Source organism: Euzebya sp., assembly GCF_964222135.1.
GTDB lineage: Bacteria > Actinomycetota > Nitriliruptoria > Euzebyales > Euzebyaceae > Euzebya.
This window is the reverse complement of the sequence record NZ_CAXQBR010000038.1, coordinates 12,837-29,725: the sequence shown is the minus strand read 5'-3', so window position 1 is coordinate 29,725 and position 16,889 is coordinate 12,837. Positions and strand designations below refer to the sequence as shown.

Here is a 16,889-nt window from a genome sequence, read left to right as displayed (position 1 = left end):
TGTAGGTGGGTCGGCGATGAGACCCGAGCTCGCGATGTCAGGCGGGTGCGGCATCCGGATCGGTGGCGGACACGGCCTGCCAGCGCCGCAGCCACTCACCCGCCGTGCGGGCCTGGGCGGGGCCCAGGCTGTGCCCGTCGTCGTGCCAGGCCACCTCGACGGCGGCGCCCGCATCGGCCAACGCCCGGGCCAACGCCTCCGCGGAGTCCGCCGGGGCGTAGGGGTCCACGCGTCCCTGGACCATCAGCACGGCGGCGTGGGCGAGGTCGGGCACCGGATCGGGCGTGAGGGGCAGCATGCTCGAGACGAGGACCCCGCCGCGGAGCAGGGCGGGGTGCCGCAGCATCGTGGCGGCGCCGACGTTCGCGCCGTTCGAGAACCCGACGGCCAGCAGCCCGGTGGGATCGAGGTCGTAGGCGTCGACGGCGGCGGTGAGGAAGCGCGCCAGCTCGTCGGTGCGGCGGGCGACGTCCTCGGCGTCGAACACGCCCTCGGCGACCCGGCGGAAGAACCGGTTGGTGGTGCCGCCCTCGCGCACGTTGCCGCGCACGCCGAGCAGCCCGGCACCGGGCGCGATGGCGCGCGCGAGGTCGACGAGCGGGTGCTCGTCGCCGCCGGTGCCGTGCAGCAGGACGAGGGTGGTGGTCACCCCGCCGTCCGCCGGGTGGTGGACGTGGTGGTGGAGGTCGAGGTCGGTCACGCGTCCGCTCCACCCCCGGTCGGCCCGGCCGTGGCCCGGTCGGGGAGGACCGCCTCGGTGTCGAGGCCGGGGTAGTTGACCGCGGGGATCTTGAGCTGCGGGAGGGTGGCGGCGATCTGCTCGCGGCTGGGCTCGAGCCACGGCGGCAGCTTGAGGTGGCGGCCCAGCTCGAGCAGGGGCTCGTCGGCGGTGAAGCCCGGCTCGTCGGTCGCGATCTCGAACAGGACCCCGCCGGGCTCGCGGAAGTAGATCGACTTGAAGTACTGCCGGTCACGCATCTCGGTCACGTTGACGCCCTGGTCGAGCAGCTCGCCGCGCCAGTCCATCTCGGTGGCGAGGTCCGGGGCCCGGAAGGCCACGTGGTGGACGGTGCCGGCCGCGGTCAGGCCCCGCGGACCGCCGGGCTGGCCGACGACGTCCACGATGGTGCCGATGCCCGTGGCGCCGGCGTCGTAGCGGACCCGACCCCCGTCCTCTGCGACCACCTGGAAGCTCAGGCGCTCGGCCATCATCTGGTGGGTGGGGTCGAGGTCCTGCTCGGTCAGGGTCACCGAGTGGAACCCGCGGACGGCGGCGTCGGCACCGATCGGGCCCCGCTCCCACGGCGGGGCGTCCGCCGAGCCGGCGTGGGCGACCAGCTCGAGGACCATGCCGTCGGGGTCGCGCAGGCTCACGACCTCCTCCTCGAGGCGCCGCGCGGGGCCGGAGTGGTCGATGCCGAGCCGCGTCAGGTGGTCGTCCCACCAGCCGAGCGCGCCCTCCGGCACGCTGAACGCCACGGTGGTGGCCTGGCCCGTGCCGACGCGCCCGCGCGGCGCACCCGGCCAGGGGAAGAACGTCAGGACGGTCCCCGGCGACCCCGCCTCGTCGCCGTAGTACAGGTGGTAGGTCCCCGGGTCGTCGAAGTTGACCGTGGTCTTGACCAGCCGCAGCCCGAGCACGGAGATGTAGAAGTCCACGTTGGCCTGCGGGTCGGTCGCGATCGCCGTGACGTGGTGGATGCCGTGGGGGTGTGCCATCAGGGGTGCTCCTGCGCCGGGGTTCTAGTTTCAATTGTAACTACATTGACGCCGGCAGCATTCCCGACGGGGCGTCCCGGAAACGGTCGATGCCCGGGGCCAGAGGCCCCGGGCATCGTGGACTGCGTCTCAGCCGGTCAGGCGACGTCGGCGGCGCCGACACCGGCCATGTCGCGGCGCAGGCTCTCGAGGGCACGGCCCTCGATCTTGCGCACGGACTCGCGGCTGATGTCGAGCTCCTTGCCGAGCGCGTCGAGCGTCAGCGGGTCGCGGCCGTCCAGGCCGAAGCGACGGGTCAGCACGTAGGCGGACCGGTCGTCGAGGTGGCTGACGGCGCTGCGCAGCTCGCCGCGGACCTCGTTGTCGGCGACCTCGTCGGTGAAGCTGTCGGGCTCGGTGGCGACGAAGTCACCCAGCTCGCTCGAGTCGCTGTCGTCGCCGACCTGGCGGTCCAGGGACGCGACGCTGCGCATGTGCTCGAGGGCATCCTCGACCTTGGCGGGCGTCAGGCGGGTCGCCTCGGCCAGCTCCTCGATCGTGGGCTCCTCGCCGTTCTCGGCTTCGAGCCGCGACCGGGCGGCGCGGATCTTGACGACCGCGTCGTGCATGGCGACGGGCAGGCGGATGGTCCGCTCGTTCGCCGCGATGCCGCGCTGGATCGCCTGGCGGATCCACCAGGTGGCGTAGGTGGAGAACTTGAACCCCTTCGTCCAGTCGAACTTCTCGACTGCACGGATGAGGCCCAGGTTCCCCTCCTGGATCAGCTCGTCGAGCCCGAGCTTGGTCCGGTTGGAGAACTTCGCCGCGATGTTGACGACGAGGCGCAGGTTGGCGGACACGAAGTGGTTGAAGGCGTTCTGGCCCTCGCGCACGCGCCGTTCGAGCATGCGCCGGTCGGCCTCGTCGAACTCACCGGACTCGAGGGTCGCGGCGGCCTCGTTCCCCGCCTCGATGGCCTTGGCGAGGCGCACCTCGTCCGCGGCCGTGAGGAGGTTCACGGTGCCGAGCTCGTTGAAGTAGAGATCCAGAAGGTCTTCGGGAACAGTTCTGATCAAGGGTTGTCAGACTCCCTCTGGGCTATCGGTGGACACGTCTGCAGGTGGGGGGGACACGGGGGTGAACGCGCGACTGCCGATGGTTCTTCCCCGCGGAAGGTGTTCAACACTCCCCATCGGCCAGGGTCAGTCGCATACGAGTCATTCGGACCCTGCGGACCGGGAGGAGCCTGCTACTGTGCCCGTTCTCGGTCGGGAGCGCAATTCCGCGCGCGGACAGGGTGTGGACCCGCGGGTGGACGGCTTCGCCGTCGGCGTGGCCGAGCGGGCCTTGGGTACGGTGTTCCCCGTGGGCGCGAACCTCAACCCTGCGCGCGGGCGGCTGGTGGTCGCCACGCCCGATCTCGAAGACCCGAACTTCGAGGGCACCGTCGTGCTGCTCCTCGAGCACGACGACGACGGGACCCTCGGCGTGGTCCTGAACCGGCCCAGCGAGCTCCCGGTGGGCGAGGCGATGAGCGGCCCGCCCGACGGCCTGCTCGGCTCCTGGGACACCGTGGTCGACGACCCGCCGGTGATCTTCGTGGGCGGTCCGGTCCGCCCCAACGCGGTGATCGCCCTGGCGCGGGTCCCGTCGGTGGCCGACGCGGAGCGCTGGCAGGAGGTCGTCGGGGAGCTCGGGGTGATCAGCTTGGGCGACGGCCCGCTGAGCGACGTCGGCGCGATCGCAGACCTGCGCGTCTTCGCCGGCTACGCCGGGTGGGGGCCGACCCAGCTGGACGCGGAGATCGAGGGCGGGTCGTGGTTCGTGGTCGAGTCCCGCCCGGCCGACCCCTTCACCGCCGAGCCCGAGGGCCTGTGGCACGACGTGCTCCGCCGCCAGGGCGGGGTCTTCACGACCGTGACGCCCAACCCCGCCCTCAACTGACCCTCCCCTCACCCGACCCCTCCCCTCACCCGATCCCGCACGCCCCGGGGATCGGTGGGAGGCGCCACGGCGCCGCGAGGTGCTCCAGCCCGGCAGCGACCCGGTCGAGTCCGCCCGACGCCGGCGGGTCCCCCGCAGCGGCCCCCCGCAACGCCGTCCGGCTGGCCTCGACCCGCAGGGTGAGCGCGTGGGCGCTCGGCAGGTGACCGGTGCGGACGTCGGGCGGCGCGGCGGGCACCTCCGCGACGCTGTCGGTGATCGAGCGGAACCGCACCTCCGCCAGCCCCGTCGGCGCGGTCGGGGACGGCAGGCGGCACCCGGCCAGCTCACGGGGCAGCGCGCCGGCGGGATCGACCTGCAGGGGGCTGACGAGCTCGACCAGCCACGCCGTCGCCGCGAGGGCGGCGCCGGTCACCGCGTCACCGCCCGGCCGGTCCGCGGGGGCGAGGTAGCCGACGCCCGCCGGCAGGTCCACCAGGACGAGCCGATCGACGAGTCCGTCGAGCCGCCCCTCCGCCGCCGCGGTCCGCGCGAGGAGGGCGCCCTGGCTGATGCCCACGACGGTGACCCGGTCGCGGTGCGCCGCCGCCAGCGTCCGGACCTGCGCCACGAGGTCGGGGACCACCGCACGGACCCCCCTGGCGGTGTCGGCGGGCAGGTCGGGCTGCGGCAGCCCGTCGGCTCCCGCTCCCGCGTAGGAGAACGCCCACACCGGCCGGGACCCGCCGAGCGGCGGGCGGGCCCGCCACATCGTGCCGAAGCCGTCGACGACGAGGATCGGGGGCCCCTCCCCGCCCCCGTCGGCGGCGCGGACCGGTGCGGCGGTGATGCCGGGGATGCGCGACGGCGCGCCCTCCAGCAGGGCGTACCCGCCGGCGGCGACTAGGGCGGGCACGACGAGCAGGACCACCAGCCGACGGCCGGCCTGGCGCCACGTCCCGAGCGGGGCTGACACCCCCGGAAGGTGGTGGGCCGCGGTGAGGGCCGCCGCCCCGATGCCGGCGGCGGCCCCGCCGGCGACGGGCGGCCCGGCGTGGACGAGCGCGCCGACGGCGGTCACCCCGACGACGACGCCGACGACCCGGGCGGCGCTCGAGCCGACCACCCCGCTCAGGGCGACCGCGACCGCCAGGGCCAGCACGAGCACGCCCCAGGTCAGGGCGGCCACCCCGATGACCCCGGCGGTGACGGCGAGCGCGGCGGGCAGCGCCATGGCCGCCGTCGCGCCCGCGCTGACCCCGATGGCGCGACCGACCCCGGCCGCTCCCCCGCCCGGCGGTCCGCCGGTGAGGACCCGCCACCACAGGCCGCGGGCGACCACGCCGACGGCGAGGGTGGCGAGCGCGGCCTCGGTCGGGAGGGGCAGCGCAGCCACCAGGGCGAGGTCGTGGACCGCCCCGAGCGGCAGCGGGGCCGCGCCCAGCACCGCGACGGCCGGGGACGCCCCGACGGCGACCAGCGCCCCTCCCTCGACCACGGCGACCACGCCGGCGAGGGCCACGGCCCGTCGATGCCGGCGGCGGTCAGGCGCGGCGGCCCGGGTGCGCAGGGGTGCGACCCGGCCGAGCAGCGCGGTGGAGGTGGCGGTCATGGCCGTGCCCGACGAACTGTAGAGCCCGAACCCCCCGCACCCGGTCCCGCGACGCGATGCACTACGGTGCACCGACCCCGACCCCCTGAGGGAGCACCCATGTCCCCGACGCTCGCCGTCTCACCCGCCTTCGCCGGCTGCTCGGCAGAGGAGTCGCTCGCCATCGCCGAGGAGGCCGCCGGCTGGGGCTACACCGCCGCCTGGGTCGACGAGGTCGTCGGCCACGACTGCTTCGCGCTGCTCGGGGCGTTGGCCGTCCGCACCGACCTCGACCTCGGCGTCGCCGTCGTGCCGGTCCAGACCCGCTCGGCGTTCGTGCTCGGCCGGGCGGCGCTGACGCTCGCCGAGCTGACCGGCGGGCGGTTCAGCCTGGGCATCGGCGCGTCGTCGGAGGTGCTGGTCACCCGCTTCGCGGGACAGCCCTGGGAGCGGCCCCTGACCCACGTCCGCGAGATGGCGGAAGCGCTCAAGCCGATCCTCGCCGGTGAGCGGTCGACCCTCGACGGCGAGCTGGTGCGGGTCGGCGGGTTCAAGTACGGCCTGCCCGCCCCGACCCCCGTCCCGCTGCTGCTCGGGTCGCTGAACCCCAAGTCGCTGCAGCTGGCCGGCGAGGTCGCCGACGGCGTGTGCCTCAACCAGATGGCGCCCGAGCACGTCCCCACGATGCTGGCAGAGGTCCGCGCCGGCGCCGAGCGGGCCGGTCGGACCCTCGACGGCTACCCCGTCGTCGCCCGCCTGATGACCGTCGTCACCGACGACGTGCCGGCCGCAACCGCGATGCTCAAGCACGTCTTCGCGCCGTACGCGGCGACGACCGGCTACAACCGCTTCTTCCGCTGGCTCGGGTACGTCGACGAGGCCGACGGGATCCTGGCCGCCTCCGAGCGGGGGGACTCCGCCGGCATGGTCGCGGCCTACTCCGACCGGATGGCGCACGACCTGCTCATCATCGGCGACGAGGACCACGTGGCGGCGCGCGTCCGCGAGCACCTCGACGCGGGGGTGACCGTGGCGGCCATCGAACCCCTCGCCCCCGGCCCGGCTGAGGTGCGCCGCACCCTCCGCGCCGCCGCCGCTGCGCTCAGCTGATCGGCGCTCCCGTGGACATCGGCCTCGTCTACTTCCCCACCGACACCTCCCTCGACCCCGTCGAGCTCGGGCAGCTCGCGGAGGACCGCGGCTTCGAGTCGCTGTTCGTCACCGAGCACACCCACATCCCCACCAGCCGGCGCACCCCCTACCCCGCCGGCGGGGAGCTGCCGGCCGAGTACGCCCGGACCTGGGATCCGTTCGTGGCGTTGAGCGCGGTGGCGGCGACCACCGAGCGCCTGCGGCTCGGCACCGGCATCTGCCTGGTCAACCAGCACCACCCGATCACGCTCGCGAAGGCCGTCGCCAGCCTGCAGCTGCTGAGCGGCGGCCGGTTCCTCTTCGGCGTCGGCCCCGGCTGGAACGTCGAGGAGATGGAGGACCACGGCGTCGCCGGCGACGACCGGTTCGCCCAGATGCGCGAGCGGATCGAGGCGATGCGCGTCCTGTGGACCGCCGAGGAAGCGGAGTACCACGGCACCCACATCGACTTCGCACCCACCTGGCAGTGGCCCAAGCCCGGGCACCACGTGCCCGTCCTGCTCGCCGGCTGGGGCCCCACGGTCATCGACCGGGTCCTCGACCACGCCGACGGCTGGATCCCGATCGGCGGGCGGGGCCCGGCCCTGGCCGCGCGGCTCGAGGAGCTGCGCGCGAAGGCGGAGGCAGCCGGTCGTGAGCCGGTGCCGGTGACGATCTACCAGCCCGGTCCGCGTCCGGAGCTCGTGGCGGAGTACCGGGACCTCGGCGTCACCCGGATCCTCTGCGCCCTGCCGGCCGAGGCGCCCGCGGAGACCCGCGCCAGGGTGGAGAGGTACGCGCGGACCCTCCTCTGACGGCGTCTGGACCCGCGGCCCTCAGCTGCCGAGGACGAGGGGGAGCAGCAGCTCGACCATGCGCTCGGCGGCGGCCGGCGGGATGTCATGGCCCATGCCACCGATCTCCTCGAGCCGAGCACCGGGGATCGCCGCGGCGGTGGCCCGGCCGGCGGCCACGGGGATGAGCGGGTCGTCGGCGCCGTGGACCACCAGCGCGGGGACGTCGAGGCCGGCGAGGTCGGCGGTGCGGTCGCCGTCGGACAGGATCGCGTGGTACTGGCGCAGGAACCCGGCCGGGTTCACCCCGCGGTCGTAGCTGGTGCCGATCGCCTCGACGACCCACTCGTCGTCCCACGCGAGCCCGGGGCTGCCGAGCACCTTGCGCTTCTCGAGGCTGACCGCCACATAGGTCTCGCGGTCGTCGGTCGGGGTCGGTGACAGCAGCGCCTCGGTCGCCGCCGGCGTCGGTCCGGGCAGCGACGGGTCGCCCGGCGTCGACATCACCGAGGTCAGCGACAGGACCCGTCCGGGGTGCTCGACGGCCATGCGCTGCACGATCATCCCGCCCATCGACGCGCCGGCCACGTGGGCGGCGGGGATGTCCAGGTGGTCGAGCAGCGCGATGCCGTCGGCGGCCATGTCGCTGAGGGTGTACGGCGGCGGGAGCGGCCTGCCGGCGCGGAAGCTGCCGAACAGCTCGGCCAGGCCGACGGGCGGGGCGTGGTCGAGCCAGGTGGACTCGCCGACGTCGCGGTTGTCGTAGGCGACCACCCGCACGCCGGCGTCGGCCAGCGGCTCGATCAGGTACGGCGGCCAACCGACCCGCTGGGCGCCCAGGCCCATGACCAGGAGCAGGGCCGGCCCGTCCGCCGGACCGGCCTCCTCGTAGCTGAGCTGGATCCCGTTGACGTCAGCGATCGGCATGGCCGCACACGCTACCCGGGGGCCCGGACGTCAGTTGAGGACCGAGACGCGGTCCACGAACGCACCCTCCAGGCTCAGCACGTCGCGGCCGCACACCAGCTCGGTGCCGGTCGAGCAGATCTCGTCCGAGGTCAGGCGGAAGCGGACCTGGATGGTCCCGGCCTCCGGGGTGAACGTGACCTGCTGGGCGGTGAAGGCCGGGAAGTCCGCGGTCTCGCCGTAGCTCGCGACCTCGGTCCACGCGTCGCCGTCGGCGGACCACTCCACCGACAGCTCGTCGAACCCTCCCCCCTCGAGCGACAGCGCCTGCCACCACTCGATGCCGACGGGGGAGCCGTCGACCTCCACCTCGGGCGAGGTGAGGGTGGCGTCGGCCAGGTCGGTGTACGGCGACACCTGGAACGAGGTGTCCGAATCGTGGCCGGGACCAGCCATCCGCCACATCGACAGCGGGTGGCCGGCCACACCGGTCGTCCACCCCTCGGCGTCGCCCTCGAAGCCGAAGGGACCGGCCACCACGTCGGTCGGCGGCGGCCCGTCGTCCCCGTCCGGATCCGCGTCGCCGGGCTGGATGTCCTGCTCGGGCACGGGCGGCACGCCGAGGGGGCAGTCGCCGAGCAGGCCGGCGACCTCGTCCTCGACGGCCTGGCTGATCGCCGCGGTGCCGCCGGCGATCCGCGCCAGCCTGACCGAGCAGATCTGCTCGACCAGGTAGTCGCCGCTCTCGAGGGACTCCTCGACGCCGCGGGAGTCCGTCAGCAGCAGCACCCCGCCGGTCGCGGCCACGGACGGTCCGGACGACAGGGCGTCGGCGAAGTCGTCGGCACGCGCCAGCCAGGTGCTGACGAGCGACAGACCGACCGCGCGCCCCTCCTCGGCGGCGGCGACGGAGGTGGCGAACCGGTTGGGACCGGCGACCCGGTCGCCGACGTCGACTACGTCGGCCAGCTGGTCGGCGATCGCGTCGGGCACCGCGGCGGTGCCGCCGACGATGCGGACCCGCTCGATGCCGGCCGCGGACAGCGCGTCGAGGGTCTCGGCGGGCAGCCGGTCGGTCTCGATCAGGAGGATCGGCTGGCCCTGGGCGGCCGCGACGGGGCCGATGCTCATCGCGTCCGGCCAGCCGCGGGTCGGGTCGACGTCGTTGCCCTTGACGACCCACGCGGTGGTCGCGTCACCCAGCTCCGCGGCGACCAGCCCCGCGGTGCCGAACCGGTCTGCGCCGCCGTACCGCTGCACGTCGGTGACGCCCACGTCGGCGAGCTGTCCCTCGATGGCCGGGGCGAGGGCGGTCGCGCCGCCGAGCAGGACCGCGCGGGTCGCGCCGAGCCGCTGGATCTCCGCGGCGACGAGCGGGTCGAGCGCCGCCGAGCCGGTCAGCAGCATCGGGGCCCCGAGCGCCGCGGCGAGCGGCGTGCCGGCCAGCGCATCGGCGTAGTCGTCGGCGCGGGCCAGGACCACGGTGTCGGTCGAGGCGAAGACGTCGGCGCTGATCGCCACCGCCGTCGCGACGCGCTGGTCACCAGCCAGGCGGCGGACCTCGCCGGGGCTGTCGGGCGGGAAGTCGTAGCGCATGATCCCGCGGCCGTAGAGGGCGAGGAAGGCCACGCCGGGGTCGTCGGCCTTCATCTGGACGTCGGTCACCGGCACCGACGGGAACGCGTCACCGCCGAGCGGCGCCCACACCGACCCCTCGAGGTCGGCGGAGATGAACGGGCCGAGCTCGGTCCCGACGATCAGCTGGGTGCCCCGCTGCGCGAGGGACAGGACCGGGGTGTCGGGCAGGTTCCCGGTGATGTCGGTGAACGTCGCGCCGGCATCGGAGGAGACGAACACGTGCCCCTCCCCCACGGCCTCGGCCTCATCCGCCCCGGTGCCCGGCGGCACCCACTGGCGGGTGTAGCCGCCGAGCGTCGCGAAGACCGTCCGGCCGCTCGGGTCGTAGGGGTCGACGGCGACGTCGGTGACGTAGCGCTCCGGCAGTCCCTCGGCGGCGGCGACGTGCCAGCCGGCGTCGGTGCCCGGTTCGGGCAGGTCGGGGGCGCCGACGTTCGTCGCGATGCCCGAGTCGTAGGGGTACGGGGTCTGCAGGATGTGGCAGGGCGCGCACCACCCGACGTACGCGGCGTCGCCGTAGGCGGTGACGGCGGAGGTCTGCCGCGGCGGTGGCGGCACGTCGGTCTCGAACAGCGGCTCGCGGTCGGTCGTGCCGAGGTCGATCGCCTGGGTCCACGTGGACGACGTCGCCTCGCGGCCGGCGAGGTTCTCGACGACCTGGGTGCCGCCGGTGATCACGTGGTCGGTGTCGAGCGGGTTCATCGCGAACGGGGGGACGAACAGGATGTTGTCGCTCGGCACCGGGGACAGGCTCGTCGTGGTGGCGAACCGGTCCGAGGTGACGCTCAGCAAGCTGTGGCCCTGGCTCGAGGCGTAGGCGTAGTCGGAGTCCTCGGGGTCGATCGCCCCGATGGTCCCGTCGGCGCCGAGCACCTCGAACTGGCGGAGGTCGGCCTCGGGCCTGACCAGCATCGTCCCGTTGTCCTGCAGCCCGGCGACGGCGGTGCCGTCGTTCGCCACCCCGAGCGCGTACGGGAGGATCGTCGACAGGCCGTTGTCGTCCTGGTCGAGGCGCCAGGTCGACTGGCTGGCCTCGTCACCCGGGCCGAGCAGCTGGCTCGAGATGCCGCCGTCGTGGCCGACCAGCAGGCGGACGCCGCCGTCGGGCTGGCCGTCCTCGCCCACCGTCGGGATCCAGATCCCGTCGTGCTGGTCGGGGTGGGTGGTGGTGATCCCGAGGTTCGACGAGACCGTGCAGTCGGTGACGACCAGCAGGCAGTCCACCCCGCCGTAGTAGGCCCCGATCACCTGGAAGCTGACCGCCGGCGTGTTGGCCGGGACGGACGTCAGGCGGTTCTGGAAGACCTCCTCGAGGCCCATGACCAGACGGGTGGGGACCCCGCCGACCTGTCGGGTCGGGTCGGGCTCGATCCACATGTTGTACCAGGACTGCACACCGGGCTCGATGGCGCCGGGGATGCAGAACACCGACTGGTTGAGGGTGCACAGCGTGCTCATCTCGGTGTCCTCGGCGAGCTGGGTCCAGGTGGCCCCGAAGTCGTCGGAGACGTACACCCCGTTCAGGTAGGTGGGCGTGTCGCTGAGCAGACCCGTCGGGTCGACCCCGTCGGGGATCGGCACGTACTGCGGCCCGCCGTTGAAGAGCACCGCGTCCTCGACGACGGCGTAGAGGTAGTCGTGGTCCTGCTCGGGTCCGACGGCGTGGCCGTACTCGATGCGGCCCAGCCGGTCCTGGCCGCCGGCGGCGTCGGCGAGGCCGGTCAGGCGCTCGAAGGTGCCCGGCTCGCCGGTGTCGGACCGGTACACGCCGTTGCCCTCGGAGTGGATGAACTCGCCCGAGATGTCCTCGAGCGTCCCGGCCCGGTAGCCGACCGCGGCGACGACCGTGCCGCCGGCGGTGTCCGCCCCGACCCCCCCGGGCTCCTTGACGACGACGTCGGTGACGAAGTGCGCGTAGTTGCAGGTCTCGATGTTGTAGTCGCCTTCGCAGGTGCCGACCGGCAGCACCACGTCGGCGTAGGTGCGGCCGGCGTCGGCGGAGCGCCACAGACCCCGACCGGTGGCGGCGTAGATGACGTCCGGGTTCGACGGGTCGACCTCGATGGCGAAGCCGAGGGTGCCGCCCGGGGGCCCCTCCGCCCGGGTCCAGGTGGCACCGAGGTCGTCGGACCAGAACACCCCGAGGCCGGTGTAGGCGGACCCGCCGAAGGTGTGCTCGCCGGTGACGACCACGAGCGTGCCGTCGGGGCCGCCCGACGGGGTCCAGCTGACCGCCGACGTGACGTTGGTGGGGAGTGCGTCGCCGACCGAGCGCCAGGTCTCGCCGAGGTCCTCGCTCAGCCACACCCCCGCCGTGCCGATGGCGGCGAAGAGCCGGCCGTTGACCTCGTCGTAGAAGAAGTCGTCGATGCGACCGGTCGAGTCGACGATGCCCTGGCCGGAGTCGTAGGGCTCCTCGTCGAAGTTGACCGGGCCCTGCCCGTGGAGGCTGACCTCCCCGTCGCTGCCGTTGACGGCGATCCCCTCGCGGATCATCGCGGCGCGCTGCTCCGCCGCCGCCCACTGGGCCCCCTCCGCCACCTGCATGAAGGGCGCGCTGGCCCGTGCGTCCTGCTGGGCGTTGCGGGCGGCGAGCTCGGCGAAGGACTCGAGGCGCGCCGGCTTGCAGTCGCCGTTCAGCTCGAGCAGCTCCGCCGGCCCGCGGTACTCGGGCGGCAGCTGGTCGAACTGGTCCGGCGGGACGATCCGCGGCTCGACCGCGTCGACCGGGACGGTGCCGGGCGGGCAGTCGACGGCGGCCTCGCCCAGCCCGGTGGCGGCGTAGGTGCCGGCCGCCAGGACCGCGAGGACCGCGGCCACGGCGATCCCCCTGCGATGGCGCGACGGCGTGGACGGGGGTGGCGTGAGCGCTGACTGCATGGCTGCTCCTCGGTGAAGGCCGTCAGTGTGCCCCACCCGGGGCGGCGGCTGCGCTACGATCCGCGCAGCGGAAGTGGAGGTGGCGTCCAAGTCCGGGGCCGGCAGTCCCCCGGGTCGACGCCGAGCCCGAGGTCGAGGAGCAGCCATGCGTGCACGTCCGTCCACCGCAGCCCTGGTCGCGGCGCTGCTCGTCGCGCTCGTGGCGGGACCGACCGCCCCGGCCGCCGCGGTCGAGGGGCCGCCGCCCAGCTCCGCGGTGCGCCAGGTCATGTTCGTGGGGAACAACTGGGAGGGCACCGCCACGGTCATCGACGCGCGGACCTACGAGACCCTCGGCACGCTCGACACGATCCCCGACCGCGAGGAGCGGATGGCCGAGATCGCCCTCGACCCCGCCCGCCTGGCGTTCTTCCTCGCGATCCGCCTGGCGATCGGCGAGGGCAACGACCAGTTCACCGACGACATGTTCACCAGCCACGACGGGCGGTACGTGTTCGTGTCGCGCCCGAGCTTCGCCGACGTGGTCAGCATCGACCTCCTGACGGGCCTGGTCGCGTGGCGCTTCCCCCTGCCGGGGTACCGCGCCGACCACATGGCCATCTCGCCCGACGGGACGCGCCTGCTGGTGAGCGACTCGCTCGAGAACGTCGTCCACGAGCTCGACACCGCCACCGGTGAGAAGACCGGCGAGTTCGGATCGGGCGACTCACCCCACGAGAACGTCTACGTCGACGACGGGCAGCGGGTGCTGCACGCCAGCATCGGCCGGGTCTACACCCCGACCGACGCGAACGAGCTCGGCATCGTCAAGGACACCTCGAAGGGCGAGCGGTACTTCCAGGTCGTCGATGCCGAGTCCCTCGAGGTGCTGGAGCGGTGGGACATCGGGGAGCGCCTGGCGGCCGCGGGGTACGAGGACATGAGCGCGGCCGTCCGGCCGATGGCGCCCGCGCCGGACGGCCGGACCGTCTACTTCCAGGTGTCGTTCCACTTCGGCTACGTGGTCTTCGACCGGGTGGCCGGCGAGGTCCTCGACGTCGTCGACCTGCCCCTCGGCGCGGCGGAGGGGGTGCCGCGCGAGCAGTACGTGCTCGACTCCGCCCACCACGGCCTGGCGCTCGACCCGACCGGCGAGACCCTGTGCGTGGCCGGGACGATGTCGGACTACGCGGCCCTGGTGGACGTCGAGAGCGGCGAGCACCGCATCGTCACCGAGGGTCCCAAGCCCTACTGGTCCACCAACGGCCCGGACGGGCGCAGCTGCTGGATCAGCTTCTCGGGCGACGACACCGTCGGCGTGGTCGACTACGCCACCGGGACCGAGATCGCCCGCATCGACGTCGGTGACCACCCCCAGCGCGTCCGCCCGGGTGTGGTGCGCCACGACATCCTGTCCGACCCCGACGGGGTGCTCGGCCCGGACGGCGACGCGACGGGCGTCACGCGCCTGGCCGGCCCCGACCGCTACGCGACGGCGGCTGCCGTCGCCGCCGAGACCTTCCCGCACGGCGCGGCCACGGTGTTCCTCGCCACCGGTGAGGTGCCTGCCGACGCGCTGGCCCTCGGCCCCGTCGCCGGTCGGCACGCCGGTCCGGTGCTGCTGACCGGGCCCGACGCCCTGCCGTCGGCGACGGCGGAGGCGCTCGAGGTGCTCGCGCCGGTCCGCGTGGTGGTGGCCGGCGGCACCGCAGCGGTGTCCGACGGGGTGCTCGAGGAGGTCGCTGCCCTGACCGGCGCGGACGTCGAGCGGGTCGCCGGCGCCGACCGGGTGCAGTCCGCGGCGGCCATCGCCGAGCGCTTCGCACCCGACCCGGTCCCGGTGGTCTACCTCGCCGGCGGGTCGGCGACGACCGACGCGCTGGCCGCCGGTCCGGCCGCCGGTGCCCACGGCGGCGTCGTGCTGCTCGTCGAGGGGGACGCGGTGCCGGCAGCGGTCGACTCCCAGCTGCGTCGCCTCGCCCCCGAGCGGATCGTCGTGGTCGGCGGTGAGTCGGCCGTGTCGCCCGGGCTGGAGACGGCGCTGGCCGACTACGGCACCCCCGTCGAGCGGCTGGCCGGCGCGGACCGCGCGGGCACCGCCGCCGCGGTGGCCGGCGAGCTGCCGGACGCCGCGTCCGCCTACGTGGCCTCGGGCACCGCCACCGCTGACGCGCTCGTCGGGGCGCCGGCCGCGGTGGCCGACGGCGCGCCGATCCTGCTGGTGGACCGCGACGCGGTGCCTGCGGCGACCCGGCAGGCGCTCGCCGACCTCTCCCCGACCGCGATCACCGTCCTCGGCGGCGACGCGGTCGTCGCCGCGGGCGTTGTCGAGGAGCTCGCCGCGCTGGCTGGCTGACGGGCTGGTGACCTGGCGGGGCAGCCGGGCGACCGTGGCCGCGGCGGCCGCTACGCTGCGCGCCACCAGGTGAACCTGATCCACCCCCCTGCCCGTCGCGGGTCCGCCCGCGGTGGCCGTGCTGCTCAGGTGGGCGCGGCACCCGCCGAGGTGAGTACGAGGTGAGTACCCCGTGAGCACCCAGGAGGATCCCCGACACGCGTCCCGCGCGGACCTCGACGACGACTTCGTGGCGCGCGCGGTGTTCACCGAGCCGAGCGCGGCGGAGCGGACCCGCCCGTTCCCGGTGCTCCCTCCCCCGCCACCGCGCCTGGACGTCCGGCGGCGCTGGTACCGCCGCCCCGTCCCGCTCGTGCTCCTGGTCGCGCTCGCCCTGGCCCTGGTCGCCGCGGCGTGGCGCCCCTGGGACGTGCCGACCGGCCCGCCCGACCACCTGGTGCTGATCATCGCGGTGCCCGACGGCGCGGACGTCCACCCGGACTTCGTGGACGCGGTCGCGCACGAGGCCGAGCTGTCGACGCTGTGGCTGGAGACCCAGACCGGACGTGCGGTGCGGGGGGACCTCTCGTCCCCGCGGGTGGTCACCCTGTCGATGACGGCCGAGGAGCTGCGCGGGGGGACGGTCAGGGCGTACGAGCGGATCATGGCCGACCTCGACCTGCGCGACGACGCGTTCGGCGTGGTCGTGTCGCCGCTGCGGACCGAGACGACCTGGTCCGGTCAGCAGACCTGCGGTCGCGGCGGGCGGGCCGGCGTCGTGCTGTTCCTCGGCAACTGCAACCACACGCCGTCGACCACGTCGGCGTGGGGCTCTCCGCTCAGCCGGACGATCACCCACGAGATCCTCCACGGCATGGGCGCGGTGGCCGACTGCGCCCCCCACGGCACCTCCGACGGCCACGTCGACGACGACCGGGCGGACGTGATGTACCAGGGGGCGGACCGCGTCGACCCCGCCACCACGCCCCTCGCCCTCGACGCGGGTCGCGACGACTACTACGGCCACAACAACATCGGCTGTCCCGACATCGTCCAGAGCCCCCTCTGGGTGGACTAGGGAGGGGTGGACAGGCCGGGGGTGGACCGGTTCAGCTGGTCGCCGGCGGGCTCGGGAAGCCGGTCAGGTCGGTGGGCAACCCGTACCAGGTCGAGTGGTGGCGTCGCAGGCCGAGGTGGTCGTAGAACGCGTCGACGTCCGGGGCGGCGGTGACGACGAGCAGGGTGCGCTCGCAGGCGTCGCGGGTCACCTCGACGAGCTCGCGGGCGATGCCCTGGCCCTGGTAGGCCTCGACGACCGCGAGGTCGCACAGGAACGTCATGAACCCGCCGTCGCTGATCGACCGGGCGACGCCGATCAGCTCGCCCTCGGCGGTGCGGGCCCCGACGACGGGCGCGCTGCGGGCGAGGAGGGCGCCGACCCGGCCGTCGTCGCCGTACGGCCGCCGGTCGGCCAGGCCCGAACCGGCCATCACCGTCAGGTAGGCGTCCACGTCCACGCGGTCCTCGACCGCGACGGTGATGTCGTCCACGGCGGCGGCGCTAGTAGCTGGTCCCGGTGACGTACTGCTGCAGCGACGCCCGTTCGGTCTCGAGCTCGTCCATGCGGTTCTTCACCACGTCGCCGATGGAGATGATGCCGACCAGCCGTCCGCCGTCCACGACGGGGACGTGGCGGATGCGGCGGTTGGTCATGGTCTCCATCAGCTCGTCCACGGTCGCGGTGGGCTCGACGGAGTGGACGTCCGCGGTCATGGCGCTCGAGACCGCCACGGAGGAGGTCGCCACCCCGTCGTCGGCGGCGAAGCGGCGGACGATGTCCCGCTCGCTCAGGATCCCGTCCACCCGGTCACCGTCGGCGCTCACGACCAGGGCGCCGATGTTGTGCTCGGCCAGGAGCGCGGCGGCCCTCCCCAGCGTCGCCGCGGGGGGGACGGTCACCACCGCCCCTCCCTTGCGGGCGATGATCGTCTCCACGGTCTGTGCCATGCGGGAC

At 74.4% G+C, this 16,889-nt stretch carries 13 protein-coding genes; 5 read left to right on the top strand and 8 right to left on the bottom strand.

What is annotated here, in order from left to right:
- Positions 1-37 precede the first annotated feature (37 nt).
- The 3 genes from ACEQ2X_RS09095 to ACEQ2X_RS09085 form a co-directional block, all read right to left on the bottom strand.
- Entirely contained in the window at positions 38-700 is a 663-nt protein-coding gene (locus ACEQ2X_RS09095; protein ID WP_370325487.1) for an alpha/beta hydrolase, read from the bottom strand.
- Complete coding sequence (locus tag ACEQ2X_RS09090; RefSeq protein ID WP_370325486.1) at positions 697-1,719, bottom strand: ring-cleaving dioxygenase; 1,023 nt, start codon at positions 1,717-1,719, stop codon at positions 697-699. Before ACEQ2X_RS09090 ends, ACEQ2X_RS09095 begins: the two co-directional genes overlap by 4 nt.
- A 137-nt stretch (positions 1,720-1,856) precedes the next feature.
- Positions 1,857-2,774, bottom strand: coding sequence for an RNA polymerase sigma factor RpoD/SigA (locus tag ACEQ2X_RS09085; protein ID WP_370325485.1), 918 nt, complete (start codon positions 2,772-2,774; stop codon positions 1,857-1,859).
- Positions 2,775-3,063: 289 nt separating this feature from the next.
- Here ACEQ2X_RS09085 and ACEQ2X_RS09080 point away from each other — a divergent pair, with 289 nt between their 5' ends.
- On the top strand, positions 3,064-3,642 hold the full coding sequence (locus ACEQ2X_RS09080) for a YqgE/AlgH family protein (RefSeq protein WP_370325554.1): 579 nt from the start codon (positions 3,064-3,066) through the stop codon (positions 3,640-3,642).
- Between the two features lie 25 nt (positions 3,643-3,667).
- Here ACEQ2X_RS09080 and ACEQ2X_RS09075 read toward each other — a convergent pair whose 3' ends face one another.
- A complete protein-coding gene (locus ACEQ2X_RS09075; RefSeq protein ID WP_370325484.1) occupies positions 3,668-5,233 on the bottom strand; it encodes a hypothetical protein in 1,566 nt (521 codons plus the stop codon).
- A 99-nt stretch (positions 5,234-5,332) separates the two neighbouring features.
- Between ACEQ2X_RS09075 and ACEQ2X_RS09070 the strand changes: the two genes are divergently transcribed.
- Both ACEQ2X_RS09070 and ACEQ2X_RS09065 read left to right on the top strand, forming a co-directional pair.
- Entirely contained in the window at positions 5,333-6,322 is a 990-nt protein-coding gene (locus ACEQ2X_RS09070; protein ID WP_370325483.1) for an LLM class flavin-dependent oxidoreductase, read from the top strand.
- An 11-nt stretch (positions 6,323-6,333) separates the two neighbouring features.
- Positions 6,334-7,158, top strand: a complete 825-nt coding sequence (locus tag ACEQ2X_RS09065) for an LLM class F420-dependent oxidoreductase (RefSeq protein ID WP_370325482.1) — start codon at positions 6,334-6,336, stop codon at positions 7,156-7,158.
- Between the two features lie 21 nt (positions 7,159-7,179).
- Here ACEQ2X_RS09065 and ACEQ2X_RS09060 read toward each other — a convergent pair whose 3' ends face one another.
- Positions 7,180-8,064 carry an alpha/beta fold hydrolase gene (locus ACEQ2X_RS09060; RefSeq protein WP_370325481.1) on the bottom strand — a complete coding sequence of 295 codons (885 nt, stop codon included), beginning with the start codon at positions 8,062-8,064 and terminating at the stop codon, positions 7,180-7,182.
- A 30-nt stretch (positions 8,065-8,094) separates the two neighbouring features.
- Positions 8,095-12,561 carry a cell wall-binding repeat-containing protein gene (locus ACEQ2X_RS09055; protein WP_370325480.1) on the bottom strand — a complete coding sequence of 1,489 codons (4,467 nt, stop codon included), beginning with the start codon at positions 12,559-12,561 and terminating at the stop codon, positions 8,095-8,097.
- A gap of 145 nt (positions 12,562-12,706) precedes the next feature.
- Here ACEQ2X_RS09055 and ACEQ2X_RS09050 point away from each other — a divergent pair, with 145 nt between their 5' ends.
- Both ACEQ2X_RS09050 and ACEQ2X_RS09045 read left to right on the top strand, forming a co-directional pair.
- On the top strand, positions 12,707-14,896 hold the full coding sequence (locus ACEQ2X_RS09050; protein WP_370325479.1) for a cell wall-binding repeat-containing protein: 2,190 nt from the start codon (positions 12,707-12,709) through the stop codon (positions 14,894-14,896).
- A gap of 172 nt (positions 14,897-15,068) precedes the next feature.
- Positions 15,069-15,953: a hypothetical protein gene (locus tag ACEQ2X_RS09045; protein ID WP_370325478.1), complete on the top strand. Its 885-nt coding sequence runs from the start codon at positions 15,069-15,071 to the stop codon at positions 15,951-15,953.
- Positions 15,954-15,984: 31 nt separating this feature from the next.
- Here ACEQ2X_RS09045 and ACEQ2X_RS09040 read toward each other — a convergent pair whose 3' ends face one another.
- Complete coding sequence (locus ACEQ2X_RS09040; protein ID WP_370325477.1) at positions 15,985-16,425, bottom strand: GNAT family N-acetyltransferase; 441 nt, start codon at positions 16,423-16,425, stop codon at positions 15,985-15,987.
- Between the two features lie 10 nt (positions 16,426-16,435).
- The gene (locus ACEQ2X_RS09035) at positions 16,436-16,882 is read right to left on the bottom strand and encodes a CBS domain-containing protein (protein WP_370325476.1); all 447 of its coding nucleotides are present in this window, start codon (positions 16,880-16,882) and stop codon (positions 16,436-16,438) included.
- Positions 16,883-16,889 lie beyond the last annotated feature (7 nt).

Excerpts from the sequence above, each read along its gene's own strand:
- ACEQ2X_RS09050 (WP_370325479.1), top strand. The coding sequence starts at position 12,707 with ATGCGTGCACGTCCGTCCACCGCAGCCCTGGTCGCGGCGCTGCTCGTC.
- ACEQ2X_RS09070 (WP_370325483.1), top strand. The coding sequence starts at position 5,333 with ATGTCCCCGACGCTCGCCGTCTCACCCGCCTTCGCCGGCTGCTCGGCA.
- ACEQ2X_RS09060 (WP_370325481.1), bottom strand. The coding sequence starts at position 8,064 with ATGCCGATCGCTGACGTCAACGGGATCCAGCTCAGCTACGAGGAGGCC.
- ACEQ2X_RS09075 (WP_370325484.1), bottom strand. The coding sequence starts at position 5,233 with ATGACCGCCACCTCCACCGCGCTGCTCGGCCGGGTCGCACCCCTGCGC.
- ACEQ2X_RS09090 (WP_370325486.1), bottom strand. The coding sequence starts at position 1,719 with ATGGCACACCCCCACGGCATCCACCACGTCACGGCGATCGCGACCGAC.
- ACEQ2X_RS09035 (WP_370325476.1), bottom strand. The coding sequence starts at position 16,882 with ATGGCACAGACCGTGGAGACGATCATCGCCCGCAAGGGAGGGGCGGTG.
- ACEQ2X_RS09055 (WP_370325480.1), bottom strand. The coding sequence starts at position 12,561 with ATGCAGTCAGCGCTCACGCCACCCCCGTCCACGCCGTCGCGCCATCGC.